Annotated in this window: 20 protein-coding genes, 2 tRNA genes and 1 riboswitch; of the genes, 9 read left to right on the top strand and 13 right to left on the bottom strand. The window is 55.0% G+C overall.

Annotated elements, in window-relative coordinates; genetic code table 11:
* Positions 1-37: 37 nt before the first annotated feature.
* Both AC2IAX_RS04720 and AC2IAX_RS04715 read right to left on the bottom strand, forming a co-directional pair.
* Positions 38-2,455, bottom strand: coding sequence for an ATP-binding protein (locus AC2IAX_RS04720; protein WP_494389553.1), 2,418 nt, complete (start codon positions 2,453-2,455; stop codon positions 38-40).
* A 1,145-nt stretch (positions 2,456-3,600) separates the two neighbouring features.
* On the bottom strand, positions 3,601-4,323 hold the full coding sequence (locus AC2IAX_RS04715; RefSeq protein WP_190355924.1) for a response regulator transcription factor: 723 nt from the start codon (positions 4,321-4,323) through the stop codon (positions 3,601-3,603).
* An 812-nt stretch (positions 4,324-5,135) separates the two neighbouring features.
* On the opposite strand from AC2IAX_RS04715, the gene AC2IAX_RS04710 reads away from it, so the two are divergent.
* Entirely contained in the window at positions 5,136-5,756 is a 621-nt protein-coding gene (locus AC2IAX_RS04710; RefSeq protein WP_494389552.1) for a CPP1-like family protein, read from the top strand.
* Between the two features lie 189 nt (positions 5,757-5,945).
* Here AC2IAX_RS04710 and AC2IAX_RS04705 read toward each other — a convergent pair whose 3' ends face one another.
* Both AC2IAX_RS04705 and AC2IAX_RS04700 read right to left on the bottom strand, forming a co-directional pair.
* Positions 5,946-7,520 carry a trypsin-like peptidase domain-containing protein gene (locus AC2IAX_RS04705; protein WP_494389551.1) on the bottom strand — a complete coding sequence of 525 codons (1,575 nt, stop codon included), beginning with the start codon at positions 7,518-7,520 and terminating at the stop codon, positions 5,946-5,948.
* Between the two features lie 219 nt (positions 7,521-7,739).
* Positions 7,740-9,548, bottom strand: coding sequence for a tetratricopeptide repeat protein (locus AC2IAX_RS04700; RefSeq protein WP_494389550.1), 1,809 nt, complete (start codon positions 9,546-9,548; stop codon positions 7,740-7,742).
* A gap of 300 nt (positions 9,549-9,848) precedes the next feature.
* On the opposite strand from AC2IAX_RS04700, the gene rpiA reads away from it, so the two are divergent.
* Together rpiA and AC2IAX_RS04690 are read left to right on the top strand one after the other, a co-directional pair.
* Positions 9,849-10,559 (top strand): ribose-5-phosphate isomerase RpiA, encoded by a 711-nt coding sequence (gene rpiA / locus AC2IAX_RS04695; protein WP_494389549.1) that lies wholly within the window; start codon positions 9,849-9,851, stop codon positions 10,557-10,559.
* Between the two features lie 448 nt (positions 10,560-11,007).
* On the top strand, positions 11,008-11,865 hold the full coding sequence (locus AC2IAX_RS04690; RefSeq protein WP_494390278.1) for a cyanophycinase: 858 nt from the start codon (positions 11,008-11,010) through the stop codon (positions 11,863-11,865).
* Positions 11,866-12,123: 258 nt separating this feature from the next.
* Here AC2IAX_RS04690 and petM read toward each other — a convergent pair whose 3' ends face one another.
* Complete coding sequence (gene petM / locus AC2IAX_RS04685; RefSeq protein WP_099533150.1) at positions 12,124-12,228, bottom strand: cytochrome b6-f complex subunit PetM; 105 nt, start codon at positions 12,226-12,228, stop codon at positions 12,124-12,126.
* A gap of 170 nt (positions 12,229-12,398) precedes the next feature.
* Positions 12,399-13,142, bottom strand: coding sequence for a pentapeptide repeat-containing protein (locus tag AC2IAX_RS04680; protein ID WP_494389548.1), 744 nt, complete (start codon positions 13,140-13,142; stop codon positions 12,399-12,401).
* An 864-nt stretch (positions 13,143-14,006) separates the two neighbouring features.
* Here AC2IAX_RS04680 and AC2IAX_RS04675 point away from each other — a divergent pair.
* From AC2IAX_RS04675 to fba, 3 genes are all read left to right on the top strand, one after another.
* Positions 14,007-15,029, top strand: a complete 1,023-nt coding sequence (locus tag AC2IAX_RS04675) for a glycosyltransferase family 2 protein (protein ID WP_494389547.1) — start codon at positions 14,007-14,009, stop codon at positions 15,027-15,029.
* 205 nt (positions 15,030-15,234) lie between these two features.
* Positions 15,235-15,306, top strand: a tRNA-Lys gene (locus AC2IAX_RS04670).
* 428 nt (positions 15,307-15,734) lie between these two features.
* Positions 15,735-16,808, top strand: coding sequence for a class II fructose-bisphosphate aldolase (fba, locus tag AC2IAX_RS04665; protein ID WP_393014153.1), 1,074 nt, complete (start codon positions 15,735-15,737; stop codon positions 16,806-16,808).
* 261 nt (positions 16,809-17,069) lie between these two features.
* On the opposite strand, the gene AC2IAX_RS04660 is transcribed toward fba, so the two are convergent.
* The 3 genes from AC2IAX_RS04660 to AC2IAX_RS04650 form a co-directional block, all read right to left on the bottom strand.
* Positions 17,070-17,465, bottom strand: a complete 396-nt coding sequence (locus tag AC2IAX_RS04660; protein ID WP_494389546.1) for an aspartate 1-decarboxylase — start codon at positions 17,463-17,465, stop codon at positions 17,070-17,072.
* Positions 17,466-17,561: 96 nt separating this feature from the next.
* Positions 17,562-18,647: a tRNA dihydrouridine synthase DusB gene (dusB, locus tag AC2IAX_RS04655; RefSeq protein WP_494390277.1), complete on the bottom strand. Its 1,086-nt coding sequence runs from the start codon at positions 18,645-18,647 to the stop codon at positions 17,562-17,564.
* A gap of 527 nt (positions 18,648-19,174) precedes the next feature.
* Positions 19,175-19,867, bottom strand: coding sequence for a hypothetical protein (locus AC2IAX_RS04650; protein ID WP_494389545.1), 693 nt, complete (start codon positions 19,865-19,867; stop codon positions 19,175-19,177).
* 446 nt (positions 19,868-20,313) lie between these two features.
* Between AC2IAX_RS04650 and AC2IAX_RS04645 the strand changes: the two genes are divergently transcribed.
* Both AC2IAX_RS04645 and AC2IAX_RS04640 read left to right on the top strand, forming a co-directional pair.
* Positions 20,314-20,386, top strand: a tRNA-Glu gene (locus AC2IAX_RS04645).
* A 94-nt stretch (positions 20,387-20,480) separates the two neighbouring features.
* On the top strand, positions 20,481-20,669 hold the full coding sequence (locus AC2IAX_RS04640; RefSeq protein ID WP_494389544.1) for a hypothetical protein: 189 nt from the start codon (positions 20,481-20,483) through the stop codon (positions 20,667-20,669).
* 176 nt (positions 20,670-20,845) lie between these two features.
* Here AC2IAX_RS04640 and AC2IAX_RS04635 read toward each other — a convergent pair whose 3' ends face one another.
* A complete protein-coding gene (locus AC2IAX_RS04635) occupies positions 20,846-21,286 on the bottom strand; it encodes a hypothetical protein (RefSeq protein WP_494389543.1) in 441 nt (146 codons plus the stop codon).
* Positions 21,287-21,483: 197 nt separating this feature from the next.
* A riboswitch (TPP riboswitch) is annotated at positions 21,484-21,584 on the top strand.
* A gap of 8 nt (positions 21,585-21,592) precedes the next feature.
* Here AC2IAX_RS04635 and thiC point away from each other — a divergent pair.
* Positions 21,593-22,981, top strand: a complete 1,389-nt coding sequence (gene thiC, locus AC2IAX_RS04630) for a phosphomethylpyrimidine synthase (protein ID WP_494390276.1) — start codon at positions 21,593-21,595, stop codon at positions 22,979-22,981.
* Positions 22,982-23,064: 83 nt separating this feature from the next.
* Here thiC and AC2IAX_RS04625 read toward each other — a convergent pair whose 3' ends face one another.
* The 3 genes from AC2IAX_RS04625 to AC2IAX_RS04615 all read right to left on the bottom strand — a co-directional run bounded on the left by AC2IAX_RS04625 (position 23,065) and on the right by AC2IAX_RS04615 (position 26,335).
* Positions 23,065-24,474 carry a leucine-rich repeat domain-containing protein gene (locus AC2IAX_RS04625; RefSeq protein WP_494389542.1) on the bottom strand — a complete coding sequence of 470 codons (1,410 nt, stop codon included), beginning with the start codon at positions 24,472-24,474 and terminating at the stop codon, positions 23,065-23,067.
* Between the two features lie 145 nt (positions 24,475-24,619).
* Complete coding sequence (locus tag AC2IAX_RS04620) at positions 24,620-24,769, bottom strand: hypothetical protein (RefSeq protein ID WP_494389541.1); 150 nt, start codon at positions 24,767-24,769, stop codon at positions 24,620-24,622.
* An 87-nt stretch (positions 24,770-24,856) separates the two neighbouring features.
* Complete coding sequence (locus AC2IAX_RS04615; protein ID WP_494389540.1) at positions 24,857-26,335, bottom strand: leucine-rich repeat domain-containing protein; 1,479 nt, start codon at positions 26,333-26,335, stop codon at positions 24,857-24,859.
* Between the last annotated feature and the right edge of the window lie 92 nt (positions 26,336-26,427).

Genomic DNA, 26,427 nt, shown 5'->3' with positions numbered 1-26,427 from the left:
TAAATCGTGAGGCAGTATTTCCCACTGGCAGTTAGCTCTAACTCACGGCGGCCACAGTTTGCGAGAGGGCTTGGCTGGGAATGTCTTGATGAATCGGAATTTCGATATGAAACGCGGTACCACGCCCCACTTGCGAATCAAACCAGAGCCGACCTCGATGGGTTTGATGAATGACTTGGTGACTAATTGAAAGCCCCAAACCTGTACCCTTGCCCACGGGTTTTGAAGTCACAAAAGAATTGAAGACCTGCCCCTGCAAATGTTCAGGAATGCCACTGCCGTTATCAGCGATCGTGATCCGAATCAGTCGTCCTTCACAGAGGCGTGTTTGAATCCGAATAATGCCAGGGTTTTCCCGAATTTCATCAAACGTCCAACCCAATTGAGATTCTTCGATCGCGTCGATCGCATTGCTCAAAAGGTTCATGAACACCTGATTCAGGGGGCCTAAGCAGCATTCCACCAAGGGCAAATCCGCATATTCTCGCAACACCTGAATTTCAGGGCGCTCACTCGATGCTTTAATTCGATGGTTCAAAATAATTAGGGTGCTGTCGAGTCCTTCATGGATATTGGTGACCTGAAAATCGTTGTCATTGGCTCGCGAGAAGGATCGGAGCGATCGCACGATATCTCGTACACGCTCGGATCCCAACCGCATCGATCGCACCATTTGGGTCAAATCATCTAACAGAAAATCAGGATCAACTTCCTCTAAAACCTCTTGCAACTCTTCTGGCACTTCGGGAAAGTAATGTTGATAGCTGCGAATAATGCGGCCCAAATCCTGAACATAGTGGCCCAGGTGTTCCACATTGCCGGAAATAAAGCTAATGGGATTATTAATTTCGTGGGCTACCCCTGCCAACATTTGCCCAACCGCTGCCATTTTTTCGCTTTGAATCACCTGAAGTTGGGTATCTTTCAGTTGATTCAGGGTATTTTGCAAAGAGCTAAGCGAGGTTTCCAATTGCCGATACATGGCTTGGAACGCATCTTGCAAAAGATCAATTTCATCGAGTCCCAGGGTGGGATCAATCGCAATGGCAGACTTGGTTGCTAAGGCTGCGGAAGGTTCGATCGCCCCCACCGCGCCCGCTCCAGCGCCGGGAAAGGGTGGGGCTGCGCTGGCTAAGGGAACCGTAGGGGCGATCGGCTCGGGCGATCGCGCCGACTCCGGCCCCTTGGGGTTGCTGGGGATTCCCCTTGCCGGGGGCGATGTTTCCTCTTCATTGGTAATTCCGCTGGAGAGCAGCGCCATTTGGCTGCTGTGAACCAGTTCCCGACAGCCATCAATCATTGGCTTCAAGCGCTGATTCAACCGATGTACAAAAAACCAAATGCTGCCCAACAGCACCAGACTGGCCACCAAGCTGGTTCCCAAGGCTGTTTGGAAAATGGGGGTAAACAGTCGGCGGCGCGGCACCACCGCCACCATCATCCAGTCCGTTCCCGCGATCGGGCGATAGGCCAAAAACTCAGCAGGAGTTGTCCGAAAGCCCAACCGAGATTGGCGAATTTTGGGCCAAATTCGTTCCAAGGAGGGAATTTTCTGGTAGCTCGATAGGCCCGTGGCCTGCTGCGGATCCGGTGGATAGGCTAGCAGTTCCCCCTCATAACTCAGCAGTACGAAATAGCCGTCCTGTCCCAACACCGGCCGCGCCAAACGTTCACTGAGGTTGGTGATGTCAATATCCACCACCGTGGATCCCACCTTATGGCGATCGCGACTGCGCACCGGACTCAGCAGCGTCACCAGCACCTGTTGATTCCAGCGGTAAGGCTTGAGCCACCGTGGCTCCGCCGCACTGGCCTCCTTGGGGGACACCAGGCGGGCTTCCGAAGGGGTAAGCCGCTCCGTCAAGGATTCAGCGCGATCGAGTTGGGCCAAGCGATCGGGAGTTGAAGGCGTGGCCGTGGGCGATGGCGTTGAAGGGGGAATACCATCGCGGATCAACACATAGGGCGGAGCCAATCGCTTATGAATCATGCTTGGCTCCGAAAAAGCGGTTTTCGGTTCCGACACCGTGGATCGGGGGCTATTGGGCGTGGGCTGCGATCGTCCCAGCTCCGAAACCCGGTTTACCAACCGCTGCGGCACGATCGAATAATACGGATCGAACTGCTGCCGGCTCTTGAGCAGGGCAAACGGTTCCTGTTGCAACCCCAAACCCGCCACCAGAGGCGGCCGATTTTTCAAAAATTCCAAAATGATCTGTTCACAACTTTGGGCGATCGCCGCCTCATCCTGGCCCAGTCGGCTGACCTCATAGACAGCAACCCCGAATCCATCCGCAAACTCTTCCACCTGCTTCAGGTCGCTTTCGAGGCCTTGCACCTCAATCCTCAGGGTTTTTTGAATCTCATCAACAGTCTGATCCTTCAGCAGGTTGTAAGTAATCCCGGTCATGATGCCCAGCGTTGACAAAATGCCCAGCATCGTCCACAAGAGCATCTGAGCACCAATGGAAGAAAGCCTCGTGGCCTTCAGAATCAGTAGCAGTTCAAAGACGCGATGTCTCATGTGGTCAAGAGGGGGTGAAGACGCGATGCTGATTGGTCAATGGCATGACCATCACTGCAAAACTAGGTAATCTCGGGGTGCGACGGCATTACGATGCCTCAGCTCTCTCGACAACTACATATTTCCTATATCTCAATCGAACTTTGCAGATTCGGGAAACTTCAGAACTTTCTGGCCCATTTCATCCTAATGACCTCATCCTGATGACGGACTTTTGATGAAATTTCGGCTAAATCTGCCCCGAAAAATGCATCTTTGGCGACAAAATGGGCCATGGACAACTGAATGACAAACCCAACGATTTAGGTTTTCTCTCGATTGCCATTATGAAAGGTGACGCAATGATGGCCAGTACAGAAATCGCCTAATGCTAATTCGCTAGGCCGTTCTGAAAATCGACTAAAACCAAAAAAGATTAGTGAGAAATGACTGCATTTTTGAATCATCTCTTAAATTAATCATTTTTGAAGTTAGTCATTTTTGAAATTATTGGTTCACTCTGAACTTACTCCTAAATTTACTCCTCATCAAACTTCCTCAAGATTGAAAAATTGATCCTGAGAATTGGTGCAATTGACTGTTGCCTGAAAACTACCGAGTTAGGGCATTAGCTAAACGGTCTGGAATGCACCCATGGGGAGTAGAAAGGCCAATTTGATTTATCCAAAATTCCCCTTAGCTTAGGAGATCACCTGGCCTGATCTTGTATTCAAGACTACCGTATCCCGATGATGATGCTCGGGATTCGCGCCCCAGGCTTCACAAGGCCTTGCGCGAAGGATGGCTGAGAAGCCAGAGCTGACGGCGAGAAAACGGGCTACCTTTGCTGATTCAACTTCGCTGATTTAACATTGACGATTTGGTTTTGCAGTCCCGATCGACCGCCCGATCGACCGCCTCAACATTTCCCTCTGAGTGCCCTCGGTCATTCTGAGAGGGTGTCTGAAAAGCCAAAATTGCTACTCTGTACGCCCCAGGGATCGATGTAGACAAGGGGCTTAAGCCCCTTGCCCCGACGGTTACTAGCCCCTTGACCAATCCCCCAAGTTACTGCTCAGGCATCCTCTTAGAACACCCTATTGAGCCGGTGGTGCAGCATCGGGAGGATTAAATCGATAACCAACCCCGCGCACCGTTTGGATAATTTGGGTTTTCGCGCCTGCACTTTCCATCTTTTTGCGAATTTGACCAATGTGGACATCAACAACCCGTTGGTCGCCCACATAGTCGTAATCCCAAACTCTTTGCAAAAGTTCTTGGCGATTCCAGACCCGTCCTGGATGGTTTGCCAAAAAATGCAAGATATTGAACTCTAAGGCCGTTAGGGTAATTAATTGATCGTCAAGGGTGACTTCGTGGCGTTCCGGATCGATGATTAAGCTGCCAAAATTAAGGGAAGGTTGCGGTAAATCACGTGGAGAATTGCCCCGACCCCGCTTCAGAATGGCACTAACACGCACCCCTAATTCCATCAAGCTAAAGGGCTTGGTCAGGTAATCATCTGCCCCTTGGCGAAACCCCTTAATTTTATCGGCTTCATCGGAACGACTGGTGAGCATCAAAACGTAGACACCCGTTTTGGCTTGCATTTCCCGACACAGTTCGTACCCCGTTGCATCCGGTAGATTGACATCCAAAATCACCAGATCGGGTTGAAACTTTTCAAAGAGCGCTAAGGCCGTCTTCCCGTCAGGAGCCGACTCCATTTGATATTGCTGCTTGCTTAAGAAGCGATGGATCAACTTTCGGATCGCTGGATCGTCATCCACAACCAGCAGCTTTGGAGGCGTGTCAGTCATCGCTTTGAAGCCAAGATAATCGGCAGAGAAATATTATGGGGCCATTGGGGGTGCGACGGTCATCGCGGTGTGGAGATTTGGGTAGCTGTGATGAACCCAAATAAATAGGGGCTGCTCAATTGTGCCCCTTTCACTCAATCAGGTGCAAATCGTTGTCCAACGATCCAACTAAAATTTGTCCAAGTTTGTCCAAATAGGATGATTGTCCAAATCATTTGTAGGGCTAATTGAGGTTGCACGCCAGTTTATTGACCCTTTCTACGGGGATCAGGGATCAACCGGATGTGACCAAACGCATTTCTAGCGCATTTGGGCGCTTGATTGCTTGCGGGGGAGTGTTTAGGAAAGTTTTGGACAGTGGGCTGCATGTTATTGCGCGTATTCTATCAAACCGGCACTATTTCACTAACGGTTGTGGCGATTCGCTTTTGGCCAACTGATGATGGGCAATTGACGGGCGATCATCCCAAACCCTTGGGGGCTGACTGGTGCAGGGTTTTGGCGCAAGGATCCGGCTTGTCTGGCACAATGGGCCGATCCTTATAGATCCGGATAGATCTGGTAGATTTGGCTGATCTGGCGCAAGGCTTGGGGGGCAGGGGCTGGCTCAATGATGAGGACTTGTTGCCAATCCGAAATGCTCAGGTGTCGGTTGCTTAGAATTTAGACTAGATTTAAATAGTGTTTTCACGGTATTAGGGCGATCGCCAAGTGCCGCGATCATGCAGTGATCACTCAAACAGTACTGAACAGATAGCGTCGAAGGCGCTGTTTCACTCGATCGCCGCCAAGAGACTAGCCCCACCCAACGCATGAGCAACCCGAACCCCTACGAACAGCTTGGCGTGACCGAGGATGCGTCTTTTGATGAGATTCAATCGGCGCGCAATCGGCTCCTCAAGGAACATGAAACAGACCGCCAACGGATGGAAGCGGTTGAGATGGCCTATGACGCAGTGCTGATGGATCGGCTGCGGCTGCGGCAGGAGGGACGAATTAAAGTTCCCGATCGAATCCGGTTTGCGGAACAGGACGATCGCCCCGCGCCGGCCGCTCCCCAACCCAGTCAACCGCCGCAACTGCCCAATTGGTTAGCGGGGTCGATCGATCAGCCCACCCGTACCGATTGGATCCAGGCCGGCGGCACGTTTTCGGTGCTGTTGGTGCTGGGGTTGTTGAATCCTGGTGGTGATGGGGCACTGCTGCAATTGGTACTGGCGATCGGGGCAGGGGCCAGCTTGTTTTTCCTCAATCGCAAGGAGCGGCGTTTTGGCCGAGCGGTGTTGTTGACGCTGCTGGGACTGATTGGCGGTCTGATTGTGGGTTCGTTGATCACGGGTCTGATTCCGCCTGTGGTTGGCCTGCGCACGGAACAGTTGGTGGCGGTGGTGACGCTGATTACCCTTTGGCTCACCAGTTGCTTGCTGCGATAAGCAGGGCGATCGACCTTGCCAGCAAAGTTCAAGACTTAAGGTTAAAGACTCAAAATTCAAGGGCAAACGGCAAAACGCGAAAGCCAAAACTTGAAAGTCAAAAATGCCCAGCGATCAAGGACAACCGTTGATCGCTGGGCATTTCGCTGTTCAGAAGGGCTGGTTGCTGGTTAATTCACGGAAGATTCCCTAGTTGCTAACCTCGCGCACCGTAAGCTGATAGCGTCCTCGTCCTTGGGGATCGTAGGCATTGACGATGATCCGGTAAGTGCCAGTGCTGGGCAGTTGCACCACGAGGGCCGCGTTGGTGTTGGTGTCGCTGATGTCGTCGGCATCGGCCAGTTTTTCATCCTGGGGATCCGCCACCATCAGGTAGGGATCAAAGTCATTGCTCTCCAGCAGGATTTCAATTCGTTGGCCGGCCCGCCCATTGAATCGATATTCCTGGTAGGGGCTGTTGTCGGATTGCAGACGGGGCGAACTGGCGGTCAGGCTACCGGCATCTTGCAGGATGAGGGAGCCGGCCTGTGTACCAGGTTGTGTGCCGGGCTGTGTGCCGGGGTTCGTGGCGGCGGGGCCACCCGATCGCGCCCGTAGGGTATAGCGTCCTTGTTGGTTGGTGGCGGCGGTGTTCACAAACACGGTGTACAGGCCGCTGCTGGGCAGGGTGGCGGTGATGCGAGCGTTGGTTTGGCCGCCGCTGTCGTCGTCCTGGGCTAGCTCTTCTCCGTCGGGATTGAGCACGATCAGGTAAGCATCGAAGTCGCCGCTGGCCAGGTCGATCGTGACTTGGTTGCCCGCTTCGCCCGTGAAGGTGTAGATGTCGTAAAGGGTTTGGTCTTGGCTCAAAACCCGATCGCCCTCGGCCAATTCGCCGGCCAGGGGCTGATTATTGAGAGCCAGGGTGGTGACGGGGATGGAGGGGCGCAAATCTCCCGATCGTGCCTTGGCCAGGAAGTCCAACACGCGATCGGTGGAGATGGCGAAGCCAATGCCGATGTTGCCACCGCCGTCGCGATCGACATAGATCGAAGTGTTGACCCCAATCAGTTGCCCTTTGCTGTTCAGGAGTGGGCCGCCGGAGTTGCCGGGGTTGATGGCCGCGTCGGTTTGAATTAGCCCTTCAGTGTTGTCCAGGCGGCTGACAATGCCCACGGTGAAGGTGTTTTGGAACTTGCCAAAGGGATTCCCGATCGCGAAGGCCCGTTGCCCCACTTCCACGGAACCGGGCGGCGCAATGGGCACCACCGGCAACCCACTCGCCCCCCGCAGTTTCAGCATGGCGAGGTCTAGGCTGCCTTCCGCAAATCCCAGAATATCCGCCTCAAATTTTTGACCATCGGCCAACACCACAGTCACGGGGCTGGCGGCATCATCCACCACATGGGCGTTGGTCAGAATCAGTCCATCGGCGCTGACGATGCTGCCGCTGCCGGTGCTGCTGCTGGTTTCGATCGAGACAACGGCAGGGCTGGCAGTCCGATAAACCCGCACGTTTACCTCTTCATCACTGTTGCCTTGGGCCCGGTGGTCGGGAACTGTTGGGCGCAACGGCTCGATCGACTCGTTCGCCGGGCCTAATCGTCCTGCATCGGGGGGCATTTGCCGTGCTGCGCCAGGACTGGCCGCCCAGCCAATGGAGCCGATCGAGAGGAGGATCATTCCTCCCAGGCCCCATAGGGAATGGGAAAGCCGACGTAGCGGCATAGGCTGCGATCGCTGATTGATACTCATGGCCCCAAACCCTTCTGCAACGATGGTCACAATATGGTCACAACAAAACTGGTCACAACAAAACCGCCAGCGCCGGGCCCCGCTGGTGGGTGCGCTGGCGTTGGCATTGTACTTTTCTTGAACTTAGCAGACCGATCGGGAGATACCGATCGGATCGCAGACAAATCCTGTCTTGGTTCCTGTCTTAGCGCCTAGCGGGCTTGCCGGTTGGGGGCTGGAGGACGTGAGGCTAATCACCAGGAAATTCACTCAGGAACGGGGCCCAAAGGGGGCTAGTCCCGATTGCCATTGGTCGATCGCCTGAGCCAGGGCAGGGCGCACCTGCTGCCAAACACTGGCCCAATCCCGAGGCTGGGGCTGACGAAACAACCGAGCCGTGGGATACCAAGGGCAATCGGTGCGATCGAGCATCCAGCGCCAATTGGGCATTCGGGGCAACAGGATCCAAGTGGGCAAGCCCAAACCGCCCGCCAGGTGAGTGACAGAGGTGTCAACACAAATCACCAAATCCAGTTGGGCTGCGAGGGCGGCGGTGTCGGCAAAATCCCGGAGTCGATCGTGCCAGGCTTGGACTTGCGGAAACTGGGCGATCGCCCCGGCATCAGGCCCCACTTGCAAACCATGCAGTTGCACTTCTGGACAATTCAGATGCTCCACAAATTGGGCTAGGGGAATCGATCGATTGTGATAGTCCCGGCGGCCGTCGCGATTGGCTTGGTAGCCGCTGGCCCAGGCAATGCCCACATGGAATCGATCGCGCCGAAAGGTAAATTCCTGATCCGGTCGCCAGTCCGTGGCCTGGGCTGACAGGTAAGGAATCGATCGGGGAATGGCCGCCAAGCTGGGCGTGAACGCCTTGGGCAGGCTCAGGAAGGAGATTTGCCAGTCGAAGGCCGGCAGGGCCGCCCCTTGAACCACCACGTGATCCACCCCTGGCAGGGCCGCCAAAATTCGAGCAGTGGGTTTTGGTGACTCCACCACCACCCTCGCGCCCCGCGCCGCCAACAGGGGCAAATATCGCGCAAAGTGCAAAATATCGCCCAACCCACACTGGGCATAGACCAAGATCGTTTGCCCTGCGATCGGCTCCCCATTCCAGGCCGGTTGCTGGAAGGGCCGCCGGGGCAAAACATTGGGCCAGCGCCATTCAAATTCCGCGAAGCCCCGCTCATAGTCGCCTTGGTGTAACCAAAGGTTGGCCCGCCCCCAATGCACATCCGCTTCATCGGGTTGATGGCGGAGGGCGGCTTCGTAGCAGTCGGCGGCGGCGGCCAATTCCGCTAGCTCAAAATGGCAATTCCCGATCGCCCCCAGGGCCCGCGCCTGCACACCGGAATCCGGCGGAGCCAGGGCCAACCCCCGTTGGTGGGCGGCGATCGCCTCCCGAAATTCTTGGCGATAAAAACAAACCCGTCCTAACTGGAACCAAGCACCGGGATAGTGGGGATCCAAGGCCAACGATCGCTGAACCGCTGCATAGGCCAGCTCGGGATCGTCCCCAGCTTCGCGATCGAGCGCAATCCAACTTTGCAGCAGGTGGGCCAGGGCGCGATCGGGGTTGCGTTGCAAGGCCTGCTCGATCGCCGCCGCCGCTTCCGGCCACCGACATTGCTGGCAAAGACTTTGGGCTAGGTAAAGATGCAAGTCCGGTAGCTCAGGATTGGTCTGAATCGCTTGCTGATAGTGTGTGGTGGCCGTTGCCCAATTCTGTTGTTGCAGGGCAATCGCGCCCCGATTGGCCCAAACTTCTGCCCAATCGGGCCGATAGTGCAAGGCCCAGCCATAGGCGCGATCGGCCGCGGCCCACTGACCTTGCCCCTGTAAACCATTGCCCAACCAGCGGTAAGGTTCTGGCCGATCGGGAACCAGCCGAATGGCCCGTCGGGCTTGCTCGATCGCCCCTTGGGCCTGGCCCTGTCGCCAAGCCGCCTCGGCCGCCGCCAAAGCCTGGTCAAACGCCGTCGCCAGCATTTCCAAGGCGATCGGGGGCGCAGGTTTGGGGGTGATTGCTGCGATCGTTTCTTCCTGTTCGAGGGCTGTGGTTTCGCCTGTTTGCATGGATCTCCTCGCATCTGCCCGCGTCTGGCTGCTGACCATCTGGCTGCTTAAATCTAGTGGGTTAAATCTGGCTGACCGAACTTGATCGCCTGGATTTGATTAATGGAATCTGAATCAATGGAATTTGGCTGATGACAATTGCTCCAGGTCGCGGTTTAGGGCCTGGGTTTCCGGATCCCGCTGCAATCTTGGCCGCCGGAACTCGCGATCGGGTCAGCTATCCGGTGTTTAATTGAACCCGGTTTGGATAACCCGATCCCCCTCAGATCAATCTTTCAAAACTTCCTAGGAGTTTGACCCATGAGCCAGCTCGATCCCGCAACCATCATGAAACAACAAGTGGCCCGCGCCGCCGTGGCCCGCGTCAAGTCGGGAACCGTCGTGGGGTTGGGCAGCGGCTCAACGGCGGCCTTTGCGATCGAATATTTGGGCGATCGGCTCAAGTCCGGTGAACTCACCGATATCATTGGCGTGCCCACGTCGTTCCAGTCGGAAGTGTTGGCCAAACAGTTTGGCATTCCCTTGGCCACGCCCAACGATGTGGATCGGATTGATGTGGCGATCGACGGGGCCGACGAAGTGGATCCGCAAAAGAACCTGATCAAGGGCGGCGGCGCGGCCCACACCCGGGAAAAGATTGTGGACTGCTTGGCAGCGGAATTTATTGTGGTGGTGGATGCCAGCAAATTGGTCGATCGGCTGGGAACCACCTTCCTGTTGCCCGTGGAAGTGTTGCCTATGGCTTTGGAACCGGTGAAGCGGGCGATCGCAGCCCTGGGTGGTGAACCGCAATTGCGGATGGCCGTCAAAAAAGCCGGCCCCGTGGTTACAGATCAGGGCAACTTGGTTCTGGATGTGAAATTCCCTAACGGCATTGACGATCCCGCCACCTTGGAAAAAGCCCTCAATAATATTCCCGGAGTCCTGGAAAACGGCCTGTTTGTGGGAACCACAGACTGCGTGCTGATTGGGGAAATTGTGGACGGGGAACCGCAAGTCCGCCAAATGTAGGTTGAATGCCATTGGAGCTAGATCGGGGTGGGCAATGCCCGCCCGACTAGCGAGTCAAGGTCTAACTGAATGTCTGACTCAGAAACTGACTCAATCCCCGACCGATACCCAACCAATTCATAGAAATTTATCAGCCGTTGAACAACACTCGAACGATTGAAGGGCCCGCGATCGCCATCATGGTCGATTCTGTCGGTCAAAATCTTTGCCGATTGCAGGATAGAAAGATGATTAAATATCTGTGCGATCGCTAATTACTCCTAAGTTGGGTCTTGCGCGCGATCCTTGCCCGAATGTCTACCTGTTTCAGTCATTCGGCAGAATGACAATCCAGTCAAAATTGAGCGCAGAGTGAAGCGCAGGGTTGAGTGCCAATGCCATCTGCAACCACTCAACGCAAGAGATCATGGCTCCTCAATTTTGCTCTCCCCCTCGCACGTTTAAGCCCATGGTGCAAGCTCACACGCGAATGTTGGATCGTTCAGTTCCCCAAGCCGTAAAAGCCGCAGTCATGGTCATCGGCGGCGCAGAAGACAAGATTCACGGTCGTGAAATTCTGCACGCCTTCTTTCAGCGATCGGGCGGAACCGGTGCCAGAATCGCCATCATTCCGAGTGCTTCGCGGGAGCCATCGGTGATTGGCAGCAAGTACCGCATGATTTTCGAGAGCATGGGAGCCGAGTCGATCGAAATTCTCGATGTGCGCGATCGCGACCAAGGTTCCAACGAAAGCTATTTGGAATATGTCTACAGTTGCACGGGCGTGTTCATGACCGGCGGCGATCAGTTGCGGCTGTGTGGCCTGCTGGCGGAAACGCGGCTGATGGAAAGCATTCTGGAGCGGGTGCGGCGGCGGGAAATTTCCCTGGCCGGAACCAGTGCCGGGGCCGCAGTGATGGGTCACCACATGATCGCGGGCGGTGGCTCGGGTGAGTCCCCCAATCGATCGCTGGTGGATATGGCCACGGGGTTTGGTGTGCTGCCCCATGTGATTGTGGATCAGCACTTCCACAACCGAAATCGGATGGCGCGGCTTTTGAGCGCTGTGTCCCTGCATCCTGATCGCCTGGGCATTGGCATTGATGAAGACACCTGCGCCTGTTTTGAGGATGACGGCTCGATCGAAGTGCTCGGCAAAGGCACGGTCACGATCATTGACCCGGGCGACATCACCTACACCAATCAATCCTTGGTGGGGGCCAACGATCCCGTTAGTCTGCATCACCTCCGCCTGCATGTGCTCAGCTACGGCGATCGATACTCAATTCCGACGCGGCGTGTGGTCAGCACCGGGCAACCGCGCTAGTCGTTAAACCATTTCCGTGATCTTCCGTGATCTAACGACTCTCGCGCTCCTGGGCTAATCCAACCGAAAGAGCACGGTTCAAAACCACGAAACCCAGCCTCAGTGATGAACCGGGGCTGGGTTTTGCGTTTGAGCTTTGAAATTTTGACCCGATCGCGCGAACCACCGTTGAACCGGCAATGGATCGAGAATCGAGGATTGAGCCGATCAACGTTGGGCTAGCCACCGATGAAATCGGCAAAAGTTGTTCCAAATTGCCTACTTATCGGCCCCTTGCAACCGCAGCAATAGGAAACCACCGCCCAGGCCAATCAAAATCAAGGTGAATGCCAAAAAAGCCGTGCTAAAAATTTCGCCGCTCATGGTGCTATTTCAGTTTTGGTAACGTGCCCCGCCATTGTATCAACGCGCGTAGGGCTGGGACTCGAATTGCGGCTTGAATTGCGGCTCAAATTGAGACCCGGATTCAACCCCTTGATGGCTTCCCTGGCGAGCTGACTGGCGGACTGGCTGGCCGCCCAACTCAGACGAACTTACGGTGCGCTGTGGATCAGCAAGGCGGTGCTTTCCTTTTGGGTTGCCAAAATAGTGCCCTGCAAGCGAGCGTTCTCCAGGCGGGCATTTGCCACATTTGCCCCATGCAACTTGGCAAACCGCAAATCGGCATTGGTTAAGTTGGCCCCGGCCAAGTCAGCCCCTTCCAAGCTGGCGCGACTGAGGGAAGCGTTGTGTAAATTCGCATCCCGCAAATTAATTCCCGCCACATCCATCGGCACATCCATATTGCCGTGGCTGGCCTGTTGCCACCGCAGCAACCCGGCCATGGTCTGGCGAGCATTGTTCAGGTTGGCCCCAGCTAACTGGGCCCCTTCCAAGTTGGCTCCCAACAGGTTGGCATCCTGGAGATTAGCCGATCGCAAATCTGCCAGAACCAATCCCACCAAGGTCAAATCCGCCTGTTGCAAATTGGCTTGGGCAAGCTTAGCCGCGTGCATTCGTGCCTCGATCGCGCTGGCTCGGCTCAAATTCGCGGCCGTCAGATCCGTGCGCCACAGTTTGGCTCCGTTCAAATTCGCCCCTTGCAGGTTGGCCCCGGCCAGATCAAGATCAGACAGGTCAGCACCACTCAGGTCACAATTCGCGCAACTTTTGGTTTCCAGCAGTTGGCGCACATGGGCAGGGTTTTCCGCAACGCTCGGGAGCGCCGTCACTGCCAATGTGCTGGCGAAGAATGCAACGCCCGCCACTACTTTCGTCAACACTTGAACTGAATTCATTGCGCCTTCCCCTCGTTCAACCTGCCTCTAATATCTAGGATAAATTGGGTGGGGGCGGTGACCGCTTGCTGTTGCGGAATGCGATCGTTACGCTTTAATACGCCGGCCGCCATTACAGAGCAATGGTGATCTCGATCGCACATCCCATCAAATACCCTTGGTTTCCATTGACTCGCGAAATTGTGCGGCAAAAAATCGCGATGTGACAGTTTCTGAACCAGATAAATCAACGGTTCCAGGTTTTAGTTCGGAAATCCGTCCCCACAACCGAAAACTGATTCAGCAGTCGATCGCGCCGATCATCACTGCCTCGCTCGATCAAGGCAAATCAACGCTTACGGGGATCGATTTTGTTAGGATCTGCTGAGAAAAATGATTCCTCTCCAGTAAGAACCCTATTGATTTATCCTGCATTTCAAATTCAGATTTACAGAATGTAAAGAATCGATTGTTATTTTCACGCAACTATGATCGATTGGGTTAAACGTTGCTGCGGGCTTTCAACTATTGATCTGAGTATCGATTTAAGTATCGATTTGAGTATTGATGACGATCGCGGATCAAGTGCCGACTTAGCGATCGACCCAATATCCACCCGATATTCACATCCCAGCGATCGGGCCTGGGTCAAAGTATCGCTTGAAGGTCAATGCTTGAAGGTCAATGCTTGAAGGTCAATTGGAATATTGGCTAGAGTCTGAATTTGAGAAACATCAAGTTTCGATGAAGATTCTTGACAGTTGCGCAAAATAGCCGGCCACCTCGACCGATTGTTCTTCGACCCACGGTTCTGTTGCGGTCTGCCCCAAGGGCGGTAGGCTAAATGCGGGCGATCGCCCCTAGCGTCTTCCTGGCGACTGAACCGTGACTAAGCTGATTATTCAGATTCCCTGCTTCAACGAAGAAGAAACCCTGGGCATTACGCTCCAGGCCTTGCCCCGCACAGTGCCCGGCTGCGATGTGGTGGAGTGGTTGGTGATTGATGATGGCAGCGTCGATCGCACCGCTGAGGTGGCTTTGGCCCATGGGGTAGACCACGTTGTGCGACTGTCCACCAATCAGGGACTGGCAAAGGCGTTCATGGCCGGTTTGGATGCTTGCTTAAAGGCCGGGGCAGACATCATCGTGAATACCGACGCGGACAATCAATACTGTGCCGATGACATTCCGGCGCTGGTGTTTCCAATCCTGGCCCATCAAGCAGAGATGGTGATTGGGGCCCGCCCGATCGCGGAAATTGAGCATTTTTCCCCCGTCAAGAAGGCCCTGCAACAATTTGGCAGTTGGGTCGTGCGCTTGGCCAGTGACACGGACATTCCCGATGCGCCCAGTGGGTTTCGGGCCCTGAGTCGGGAGGCGGCCCTGCGGGTCAATGTGTTCAATGGCTATACCTACACCTTGGAAACCATCATCCAAGCGGGTCAACAGGGAATCGCAATTGTTTCCGTGCCGATTCGCACCAATGGCTACCTGCGCCCCTCGCGCCTGGTCAAGAGCATCCGCAGCTACATCCAGCGATCGATCTTCACGATCCTGCGGATTTTCATGACCTACAAACCCCTGCGATCGTTTCTGATTCTGGGGACAGTTCCTTTCTCGATCGGGGTCTTGTTGGGAATTCGCTGGCTGCTGCTTTACTTCGGCGGCTCACCCCGGGCCCACGTGCCTAGCTTGATCCTGGCCGCGATCGGGATCTTGGTGGGGGTGCAGCTCTGGATTTTGGGATTGGTGGCGGATTTGCTGGCCGTGAACCGCAAAATGCTCGAAGACATCCAACTGCGGGCCCGCCGGGCAGAAATTGAAGCCGCCCGCCAAGGAAGCGATCCCTCGGTCAGCGGCCCCCTGGCTTCGCTATATCCCATGCATGAAAACCGTTCCAGCCGCTAAAGTGACCTTGCATCACGTCGCATCATGTCAAAGTTTGATCAACTGGCGGATCAATTTGGCGCAATGATTTGCAACGATTAGTTGACGAGCTTCAAAAAGTCTGCTAGATTAATCACCCGTGTTCGGAATTTCACTGCAACACCCAACCAGCCCGGTTTTTCTTGCAGTCCCCAACACCGCCTCATAGCCCCCAACAAGGCGATGGGGGTCGCTAACTCAACGGTAGAGTACTCGGCTTTTAACCGATTAGTTCTGGGTTCGAATCCCAGGCGACCCATTTTTTAGAATCCACAGTTTTCAGAAATAGTCTTCAGAGATAGTCTTCAGATCCCGTCTTTTGGATCCTGCTCTGGATTGAACGGACTGGATCTCTCCATACTCTGCTGTGCCTGCGCAACACCCCAAGGGCTGGTTTTGGGCGATCGAGTCGATCGGGAGATCAAGTCACTTTCCAAAACTCCCTGCCACTCAGGATTTTCCATGGGTCAAAATCGCCCAAATCCTTTCGAGATCAGGTTTCTAGGTTTGGTCGATCGGGCGATTGGTCAATTCAAGATCTCCAAAACCGCCAAATCGCCGAAATTTTAATTCTTACTTCCAGAAAAACAGAGGGGCTGGCAACAATTGTTTTAAGATTAGTGCCAAGCACTCGACCGGCCGAGAGTTATCGAGGCATCGATATAAATCTATCTTAGGAGGATTCCTATGGCGCTCGTACCCATGCGGCTTCTGCTCGACCACGCGGCAGAAAATGGCTACGGCATTCCTGCCTTCAACGTCAACAACATGGAGCAGATCCAAGCGATCATGCGGGCAGCCGATGAAACCGATAGCCCCGTGATCCTGCAAGCGTCGCGTGGTGCTCGTAACTACGCTGGCGAAAACTTCCTGCGTCACCTGATCTTGGCAGCGGTGGAAACCTATCCCCACATCCCCATCAGCATGCACCAAGACCACGGTAACGAGCCGGCCACCTGCTACTCGGCCATCAAAAACGGCTTCACCAGCGTGATGATGGATGGCTCGCTGGAAGCTGATGCGAAGACCCCCGCGAGCTACGAGTACAACGTGAACGTGACCCGCGAAGTGGTGAAAGTTGCCCACTCGCTGGGTGTGAGCGTGGAAGGCGAACTGGGTTGCTTGGGTTCGCTGGAAACCGGCATGGGCGAAGCAGAAGATGGTCACGGCTTTGAAGGCAAGCTGGATCACTCCCAACTGCTGACCGACCCCGATGAAGCAGCCGACTTCGTGGAAAAAACCCAAGTCGATGCTCTGGCAGTGGCGATCGGGACGAGCCACGGTGCTTACAAGTTCACCCGTAAGCCGACCGGCGAAATTCTGGCCATCAGCCGCATTGAAGAAATCCACAACCGTCTCCCCAACACCCACTTGGTGATGCATGGTTCGTCTTCGGTTCCCGAAGATCTGCTGGCGCTGATCAACCAATACGGCGGCACGATCCCCGAAACCTACGGCGTGCCCGTGGAAGAAATCCAAAAGGGTATCAAGTGCGGCGTGCGGAAGGTGAACATCGACACCGACAACCGCTTGGCGATCACCGCTGCGGTGCGCGAAGCGCTGGCTGCTAACACCAAGGAATTTGACCCCCGTCACTTCCTGAAGCCGTCGATCAAGTACATGCAAAAGGTGTGTGCCGATCGCTATAGCGAGTTCTGGACCGCTGGCAACGCTAGCAAGATCAAGCAAGTCTCGGTGGATGAGTTTGCTCGCAAGTATGCCAAGGGCGAATTGGTGGCTAAGGCTGCTGCTAAGGTCTAAAAGGTTCGATCGGGAAGTTGGGTGATGGATGATTCAAAATGAATCGGGCGATCGCCCAACTCTGTCCCCGATTGAGCAATGATTAATCACTGGTTAATCACTGGTTAATCACTAAATGTTTGACCCAAAAATGATAATAGCGGTGAAGCCAAGTGCCTCGCCGCTATTTTTTGCGTTTAGTTTTTTTGCTGCTGAGTTCGTTGTTTTTGGGGTCGCTGTTTTTGGGTCGATTGTTGATGCCAACTAGCGGCAGCAACCCGCTTAATGAACCGGGACAACCCAATCGCCGTGGCTTGTTAGGTTGCCCCCTTGGATCTGGTATTGCATGGTGTCAGCAATCGCATTGTTTTCATCACAAAAAACAACGGGAGCCGTGAAGGGTCGATCGCTCAAGCGATAGGCGATCGCTAAACATTTGTCGCCCACTTCTCCCAACCGTGCAGAACCACCATTGAGCGTAAATTCGCCCGGCCCGGCGGGAATGGCGTAGGTGACCCAACGTTCACCATTGCGCAGGTTAACCAAATGCACTTGCTCATAGGCTTCAATGCCAGCACGCTCCATCAGCGCCGCATCAATGCCGACGCTGCCGTTGTAATCCACACTTTTGTCGGTGACGCGGATACCGTGAATTTTCCCGGAAACAAAGGTCTTCATCAAAGAAGCGATAAGAGAAGGATTGCCGATGATTATTTCAGAGTCTTTCCTGTTTCAGGGCCTTTTAGGTAACAGGTTCTGAGGAGTCGATCGGGGCTAGACCAAAATGGGTTCGTTGATTGGCTCGTTTGGTTGTTCCAATTCTGGGCCGATCGCGCCGAATTCGGCTTCGTGGCGTTCAATTTGGGCAATGGTGCGATCGATCAGGGCCACCCCTTCGGCGGCCGTTTCAATCCGGCAGAGTTGGCCGCGCAATTCCGCCGCCCCATAGAACCCCTTGGCATACCAGGTCATGTGCTTCCGGGCTTGGCGAACACCCCGATCGCCCTTGTAAGCCGCCAACATGGTCAGGTGTTCTTGGGCACAACGCAACCGCTCGATCGGGCTGGGCTGGGGGCGCAACTCGCCGGTTTTCAAGAAATGATCAATTTCGCCCACCAAAAACGGATAGCCCATGGTGCCCCGCGAGCACATCACCCCATCCGCGCCGGTTTCCGCCAAACACCGCACCGCAGCCTCCACGGAGAAAATATCCCCGTTGGCAATGACCGGCACGGAAACCGCTTCCTTCACCCGTTGGATCCAAATCCATTTGGCGGGGCCGTTATAGCCCTGGGCCCTGGTGCGACCGTGAACGGTCAGCATGGCTGCGCCGGCCGCTTCCATCCGCCGGGCAAAATCCACGATGTTAATTTCGCTTTCGTTCCAGCCAATCCGTGATTTCACGGTCACCGGCACGTTCACCGCCGCCACCACGGCCCGCACGATCGCCTCGGCCGTTTCGGGATCGCGCAACAGGGAGGAACCGCCACCATTCTTGGTGATTTTGTTCACCGGGCAGCCCATGTTGATGTCCACGGTGTCAGCCCCTTCTTCAACGGCCATTTGGGCCGCCTCAGCCAAAAATTGCGGGCGACAGTCAAACAGTTGAATGCTGATGGGGCGCTCTTCGGCGGAAACCTCCATGATTTGCGGAAGTTGCCGCGCGTAGTGCAACCCGGTGGCGTTCACCATTTCGGTGTACATCATCGAGGCGGGTGCATAGCGCCGCACCAAACGCCGAAAGACCAAATCCGTGACACCGGACAGGGGCGCTTGCAACACACGGCTCTGAAGGGTGACAGAGCCAATTTGCAGCGGTGCGGCCAAACGGGTTTTGAGTTCAGGGGATAGGGTCAACATGGGCGATCGAAAGGGGCGATCGAGGCATTGGCCGCCGGCTGAAGCCATGGGCCATGCGATCGGGACAGGAAACCGTAGCTCAGGGATGGGGAATTTCCCCTAAAAGTTGGCTTTTGAATATCGCCTAAGCAATATTGCCTCAAGAGGATGTCTGGAAAGTGCTTTTTGACAGGGGCCAAGCATCAACAGTTGTGGGGGCAAGGGGCTGAGGGCCTGTCGTCGAATTGCCTGAAACCCTGATTCCACCGTTGGCAGATCGTGGGGGACAAGGGGCTTAAGCCCCTTGTTACGACGATTGGGGCATGGAAAATCAACCGTTGTTGTCTGATCTCAGGAAATGACGACAGGCCCCAAGTCCCTTGTTGACGTTGATTGATCAGGCCCGCAAGGTAGCAATTTCGACTTTTCAGACATTCCCTAAGAATCTTGGTTTAAATCTTTCTTTAAGAATACATGGGAATTTGATCGCCCTTTCTGGAAATCGAGCGGCGGCGACAGGGCCTTAGGTTGGCACTGCCGCCGAGGGTTCAGCGCTTCGTGGGGATCCCAGCGGGCGGCAGTTCTCCGCTGATGACGGTCGATCGCTCAAAGAGCAATTGTCGAGCGCGGGCGGCTCCCAATTCCCCATAAACCCGCAAGGTGTAGGAACCGGGCGGCAAGGGGCCGATCGTGCCGGTAATTTGGTAATCGCACAGACAGCGACAAGATTCGCCCTCGTTGCGTTCCACGACGGTGATGATCGATTGGCTGCCTTCGCGATCGATGGAGCGATCGAGCACAAAAGCCGCACAGCAGGTGTAGGTCAAAGCATGGCCAAAGACCAGCGTTCTGCCTTCGGTGCTGATGGCGATGTTGCTGACCAATTCTCGCCCCAAGGCCAAGGGGGAACGGGTCAACCCCTCGGATGCCCCACTTTTGCAGGTTAGGGCCCGAGCTGCCGCCCAAAGAGGCGCAACCGCAGGCGATATCGAGGCATCTTCGCAACCGGAGACCGAATAGTCAAACTTCAGCTCACGATCCAAGCCGGGTGCAGTTACCCGGGGCGTAGGCTGAGGTTGCCCAACCCTGTCGATCGCCCCCGGGAGCGCCTGGGCCACTGTCGATCGCCCTTGATCGATCGCCAGCATGGCCAAGTACCCCAGCACCACAGCCCAGCGCAGGGGCAATCGGGAGGACGATCGCTGGCCCGATTGGTTACGCGATCGATGAATTTGTTGCATTTCCCCAATCCTCCCTTGCGCCTCGTGCAATTTACCAGTTCCCGATCGCCCCAATGCCCTACCTATTCATAACCACCCGTCAGTATTCCGTCATGGTGGTTAATAGACTGCGCTCGATCGCCCCAGGGTTTCCGAAGATCACGAGCACCCCCAAGCCGGAGTCATCCATCAAAGCAATTGCCACCGCAGCCTGAACCGGCGCATCGTGCGGGTTGATGAATTGACCGCTGGCTGACCTGGGCGATCGGGACGCTGAGATCAATTATTAACGATTGTTAAGAATTAATTGGGTACTTGACACTTCTAGAGGAGTTCGCTAATTTAGATATCGCGAAAGGCGCGGACGGCGAGCAAAACGCGAGCGAAACGCCCACAGCAAAAGAACTCAAGCGATGGTAAAGTAAGTTTACCGAGTCTGAGCGCTTCAAGCGAAAGCTTAATGATACGCCCCCATCGTCTAGAGGCCTAGGACACCTCCCTTTCACGGAGGCGACGGGGATTCGAATTCCCCTGGGGGTATCAAAAAATAAAGTCTGCTAACGATCTGATTAGCCCCAGAAGTTAGAAGATCGATAAAACCGAGAGCTGATCGTAATTACGATCAGCTCTCGGTTTGTTTAAGGAGTTAGAGTCAGGCACTGGGGCGATCGACAGCGGCGATCTGGGTGTGGGTGCAGAAGCAGTGCAAAACCGCTCGATCGCCCGCCATGCCCCGGTTCCACCGTTGGCGGCCCGTGGGGGCAAGGGGCTTAAGCCCCTTGTCTGGGGCGGTTGGGGCATGAAAATAGCTGTTTCAGGGTGATCTGAGGAAATGACGATCGGCCCTAGGGCCTGTCGTCATTATTTCGAGGTGATGCTGAAACAGTTGATCTTCCATGCCCTAGTCGTCGCAACAAGATGCTTGAGCATCTTGTCCCCCACGATCCGCTAACGGCAGATCTAGGGTTTCGTGCTCAACGACGACAGGCCCTAACGCCCTTACAGAGTCGTGCCAAGTTGTCGCTCCAGTTTCCGAATTAGGCCCGCGCGACTGACCACGGTGGCCCTTTGCCGATCGACCCGCACAAACACCCGTCCCGAAAACCACCTGCGCCAGGAAGCGCGTTCATACACCTGGATATCAGTGCGATCGCCCAACACCGTTGTGGGATCCACCGTCGCAAATTCCCAGCTCGTGAGCAGTTGCTCCAGTTGCGCTTGCAGATCGTTGCCCGATCGCACCGTCAGCTCCAGCGAAGCCGTGCGGTTGAAATAAGCCCCCAACAGCCCCAACACCAGCCCGATCGGCAAGGCCGTCTCGATCGCCTCCAGGCCCAACCGCCCACCAAACAGCAACGGCGCACTCGAGAAAGTGGCCACCACCGTCGCCATCACGGTGTAGTAGACAAATGTGAACAAAAATCCTGGCCCCTGTGGCATGGTCTGGCGACTCCGTACAACGTTTCCAACACAATTTCCCACCCAATTTAGACGCGATCGCCCGCCAATCAAACCCCGATCGCGATTCGGCGGCTTTCCCCAATTGATCCTTTCCCCGGTCGATCCCCGCCCGGTTTTCCAGCCAATGGCAGCCAAAGCAAAATGGTAGGATGAAACCTCAGCGCCAGCTCCACCACTGGCCAAGCTAGGGGTGTCTGGGATCCTTGCCCAGGCTGAGAACACACCCTTAGAACCTGATCCGGTTCAAACCGGCGTAGGAAAGCTGTTTTTTGAGGAATAACTATGTTGCGTAGCGAATGGGTTGCCAAGCGTCGCGGTCAAGAAAACGTGTCGCAAATGCACTACGCACGTCAGGGCATCATCACCGAAGAGATGCTCTACGTTGCCCAGCGCGAAAACCTCACGCCCGAGCTGATTCGTGATGAGGTGGCTCGTGGCCGGATGATTATTCCCGCCAACATCAACCACCCCAACTTGGAACCGATGGCGATCGGGATTGCCTCCAAGTGCAAAGTCAACGCCAACATCGGCGCATCGCCCAACTCCTCCAACCTGGCCGAAGAAGTGGCCAAGCTGGAACTGGCGGTGAAATATGGCGCAGACACCGTGATGGACTTGTCTACCGGTGGCGGCAACCTGGACGAAATCCGCACGGCGATTATCAACGCCTCGCCCGTGCCGATCGGCACCGTGCCGATCTACCAAGCCCTGGAAAGCGTCCACGGTCGGATCGAAAACCTGACCGCCGATGATTTCTTGCACATCATCGAAAAGCACGCCCAACAAGGTGTGGACTACATGACGATCCACGCCGGGATCTTGATCGAGCACCTGCCCTTGGTCAAGAGCCGGATCACCGGGATCGTGTCGCGTGGCGGCGGCATCATCGCCCGCTGGATGTTGCACCACCACAAGCAAAACCCGCTCTACACGCACTTCGACGACATCATCCAAATCTTCAAGAAGTACGATGTGTCCTTCAGCTTGGGCGACTCGTTGCGCCCCGGTTGCACCCACGACGCATCGGACGAGGCGCAATTGGCCGAGCTGAAAACCTTGGGCCAACTGACTCGCCGCGCTTGGGAACACGATGTGCAAGTGATGGTGGAAGGCCCCGGCCATGTGCCGATGGATCAGATCGAGTTCAACGTGAAGAAGCAGATGGAAGAGTGCTCCGAAGCGCCCTTCTACGTGTTGGGGCCGCTGGTGACGGACATCGCACCGGGCTACGACCACATCACCAGTGCGATCGGGGCGGCCATGGCCGGCTGGTATGGCACGGCGATGCTCTGCTACGTCACGCCGAAGGAGCACCTGGGCTTGCCCAACGCGGAAGATGTGCGCAACGGCTTGATTGCCTACAAGATCGCGGCCCACGCGGCGGACATTGCTCGCCACCGGCCCGGCGCGCGCGATCGGGACGATGAGCTGTCGGCTGCTCGCTACAACTTCGATTGGAACAAGCAGTTTGAGCTGTCCCTCGATCCGGAGCGGGCCCGGGAATATCACGATGAAACCTTGCCGGCCGACATCTACAAAACTGCTGAGTTCTGTTCGATGTGTGGGCCGAAGTTCTGCCCGATGCAAACCAAGGTGGATGCGGATCAGTTGACGGAGCTGGAGAAGTTCCTGGCCAGCGAAGCCGCGAAGAAAGACTTGGTGGCGGCTCCGTAAGGGTCAATCACTGGGCTGATGGGTGGTTCGATCGAACCTTACGGGGCGATCGAACCGCCTAACTCGCAAGGGGTGGAATTTTCCTACCCCAGTTGATAGCACTTTTGATCCAGCCATATTGTCTGTTCTTGTAGTTGAGCGATCGACTCCGGCAACTCCCTCAGTTGGTTGTCTTGGAGATCAAGACTTGTCAGATTTTTCAGTTGAAGGATGACTGCTGGTAGCTCAGTTAGTTGGTTGCCACTGAGGTAAAGCTTGGTCAAATTTTGCAGTTGCCCAAGCTCTGCTGGTAGCTCAGTTAGTTGGTTGCCATCAAGGTGAAGCTCAGTCAGATTTTGCAGTTGTCCAAGCTCTGCCGGTAGCTCAGTTAGTTGGTTGCCATCAAGGTGAAGCTCAGTCAGATTTTGCAGTTGTCCAAGCTCTGCTGGTAGCTTGCTTAGTTGGTTTCTATCGAGGTCAAGCTTGGTCAGATTTTGCAGTTGACCGATCGCTGCCGGTAGCTCCCTCAGCGGGTTATAGCTGAGGTCAAGTTTAGTCAGATTTTGCAGTCGTGTGATTGCCGCTGGTAGCTCCCTCAGTTGATTGAAGTTGAGAAACAGCGCGATCAAGTTTTCCAGTTGCCCAAACTCCGCCGGTAGCTTGCTCAGTTGGTTGTAGCCGAGACACAGCTCTTTCAAATTTTCCAGTTGCCCAAACTCCACCGGTAGCTCGCTCAGTTGGTTGCCACTGAGGTAAAGCTCGCTCAGATTTTGCAGTTGCCCAAACTCCGCCGGTAGCTTACTCAGTCGGTTTCTATCGAGGTCAAGCTTGGTCAGATTTCGCAGTTGCCCAAACTCCGCCGGTAGCTTGCTCAGTTGGTTGTCCGAGAGGTCAAGCTTGGTCAGATTTCGCAGTTGCCCAAACTCCGCCGGTAACTTACTCAGTCGGTTGTAGCGGAGGTCAAGCTTGGTCAGATTTCGCAGTTGCCCAAACTCAGCCGGTAACTTACTCAGTCGGTTGTAGCTGAGAGACAGCTCTTCCAAATTTCGCAGTTGCCCAAACTCTGCCGGTAGCTCGCTCAGTTGGCTGTAGCTGAGCAACAGCTCGATCAAATTTTCCAGTTGCCCAAACTCTGCCGGTAGCTCGCTCAGGTGGCGGTTGCTGCTGAGAAACAGCTCTTCCAAATTTCGCAATTGCCCAAACTCTGCTGGTAGCTTTCTCAGTTGGTTGGAAGCGAGATTAAGCAGTCTCAGATTTTGTAGTTGGCCAATTTCTGCTGGTAGCTCTCCTAATTGGTTGTCGCTGAGCACCAGCTCGATCAGATTTCTCAGTTGACCAATTTCTGCCGGTAGCTCTCTCAAAGACCACCCGACGTGTAGCTCAGTCAGATTTTGCAGTTGACCAATTTCTGCTGGTAATTGCTCTAGGGCCGGCCCCCGCCCCCAAATAGCCAACTGTGTCTGGCCCTTCGCTTTGGCACGCTCCAGTAGCGCCAACAACTTCGCCCGTTCCATGCCACCGCCCCCTCACATCACCGCTCCAATTGTAAGAGCCTGTCCCCTACAGAATGTTGGCGACATGGGAGCAACGCCGCAGAGAAACTAGTAAGGGGTGGGATTTTCCTGCCCCTTTTTTGTGTTTTTTAGGAAGCGTTATGGCTCAAAAGCTGGGTTCACCGAAGGGGTTGTCTTCCCCGGGGGGCAGGGCTTCGCGGGCTTCGAGGCTGCCGCGCACCCCTTCGACAATGACGTTAAAGGCGGCGGCGGCGATCGCTCCGGGTAAACCAGCGCTGGCCAGGGCGATCGACACAGCTCCAATTGTAGAAGCCTATCCCCAACATCCCGTAGGGGACATGAGAGCAATGCCGCCAAGAAGCTAGAAATGGGTGGGATTTTCCTAGCCCAGTTTCCAGCAATGGTGATCCAGCAATATCGTCTGTTCTTGCAGTTGAGCGATCGACTCCGGCAACTCAGTCAGTTGGTTGTCTTGGAGATCAAGACTTGTCAGATTTTTCAGTTGAAGGATGACCGCCGGTAGCTCAGTCAGTTGGTTGCGGCTGAGGTAAAGCTTGGTCAGATTTTGCAGTTGCCCAAGCTCTGCCGGTAGATCAGTTAGTTGGTTGCCATCAAGGTGAAGCTCAGTCAGATTTTGCAGTTGCCAAAACTCAGCCGGTAGCTCAGTTAGTTGGTTGCGGCGGAGGTCAAGCTTGGTCAGATTTTTCAGTTGAAGGATGACTGCCGGTAGCTCAGTCAGTCGGTTGCGGTGGAGGTCAAGCTTGGTCAGATTTTTCAGTTGAAGGATGACTGCCGGTAGCTCAGTCAGTCGGTTGCGGTGGAGGTCAAGCTTGGTCAGATTTTGCAGTTGCCCAAACTCCACTGGTAGCTCACTTAATTGGTTGCCGCCGAGGTAAAGCTTGGTCAGATTTTGCAGTTGCCCAAACTCCACCGGTAACTCACTCAGTTGGCTATATTCGAGAAACAGCTCTTCTAAATTTCGCAACCGACCAAACTCCGCCGGTAGCTTACTCAGTCGGTTGTAGCGGAGGGAAAGCGATGTCAGATTTTGCAGTTGCCCAAACTCCGCCGGTAGCTCGCTCAATCGGTTCTTCCAGAGGTCAAGCTCGCTCAGATTTTGCAGTTGCCCAAACTCCACCGGCAACTCACTCAGTTGGTTGTCCGCGAGGTCAAGCTTGGTCAGATTTCGCAGTTGCCCAAACTCCGCCGGTAGCTCAGTCAGGCGGTTGCTGCTGAGGTCAAGCTTGGTCAGATTTCGCAGTTGCCCAAACTCCGCCGGTAGCTCAGTCAGGCGGTTGTTGCTGAGGTCAAGCTTGGTCAGATTTCGCAGTTGCCCAAACTCAGCCGGTAACTTACTCAGTCGGTTGTAGCTGAGAGACAGCTCTTCCAAATTTCGCAGTTGCCCAAACTCAGTCGGTAGCTCGCTCAGTTGGCTGTAGCTGAGCAACAGCTCGATCAAATTTTCCAGTTGACCAAACTCTGCCGGTAGCTCGCTCAGGTGGCGGTTGCCGCCGAGAAACAGCTCTTCCAAATTTCGCAATTGCCCAAACTCTGCTGGTAACTTTCTCAGTTGGTTGGAAGCGAGATTAAGCAGTCTCAGATTTTGTAGTTGGCCAATTTCTGCTGGTAGCTCTCCTAATTGGTTGTCGCTGAGCACCAGCTCGATCAGATTTCTCAGTTGACCAATTTCTGCTGGTAGCTCTCTCAAAGACCACCCGACGTGTAGCTCAGTCAGATTTTGCAGTTGACCAATTTCTGCTGGTAATTGTTCTAGGGCCGGCCCCCGCCCCCAAATAGCCAACTGTGTCTGGCCCTCCGCTTTGGCACGCTCCAGCAGCGCCAACAACTTCGCCCGTTCCATGCCACCGCCCCTTCACATCACCGCTCCAATTGTAAGAGCCTGTCCCCTACAGAATGTTGGCGACATGGGAGCAATGCCGCAGAGAAACTCGC

It is taken from the genome of Limnothrix sp. HT2024 (genome assembly GCF_059138625.1).
This window is presented reverse-complemented; position numbering and strand designations above follow the sequence as displayed.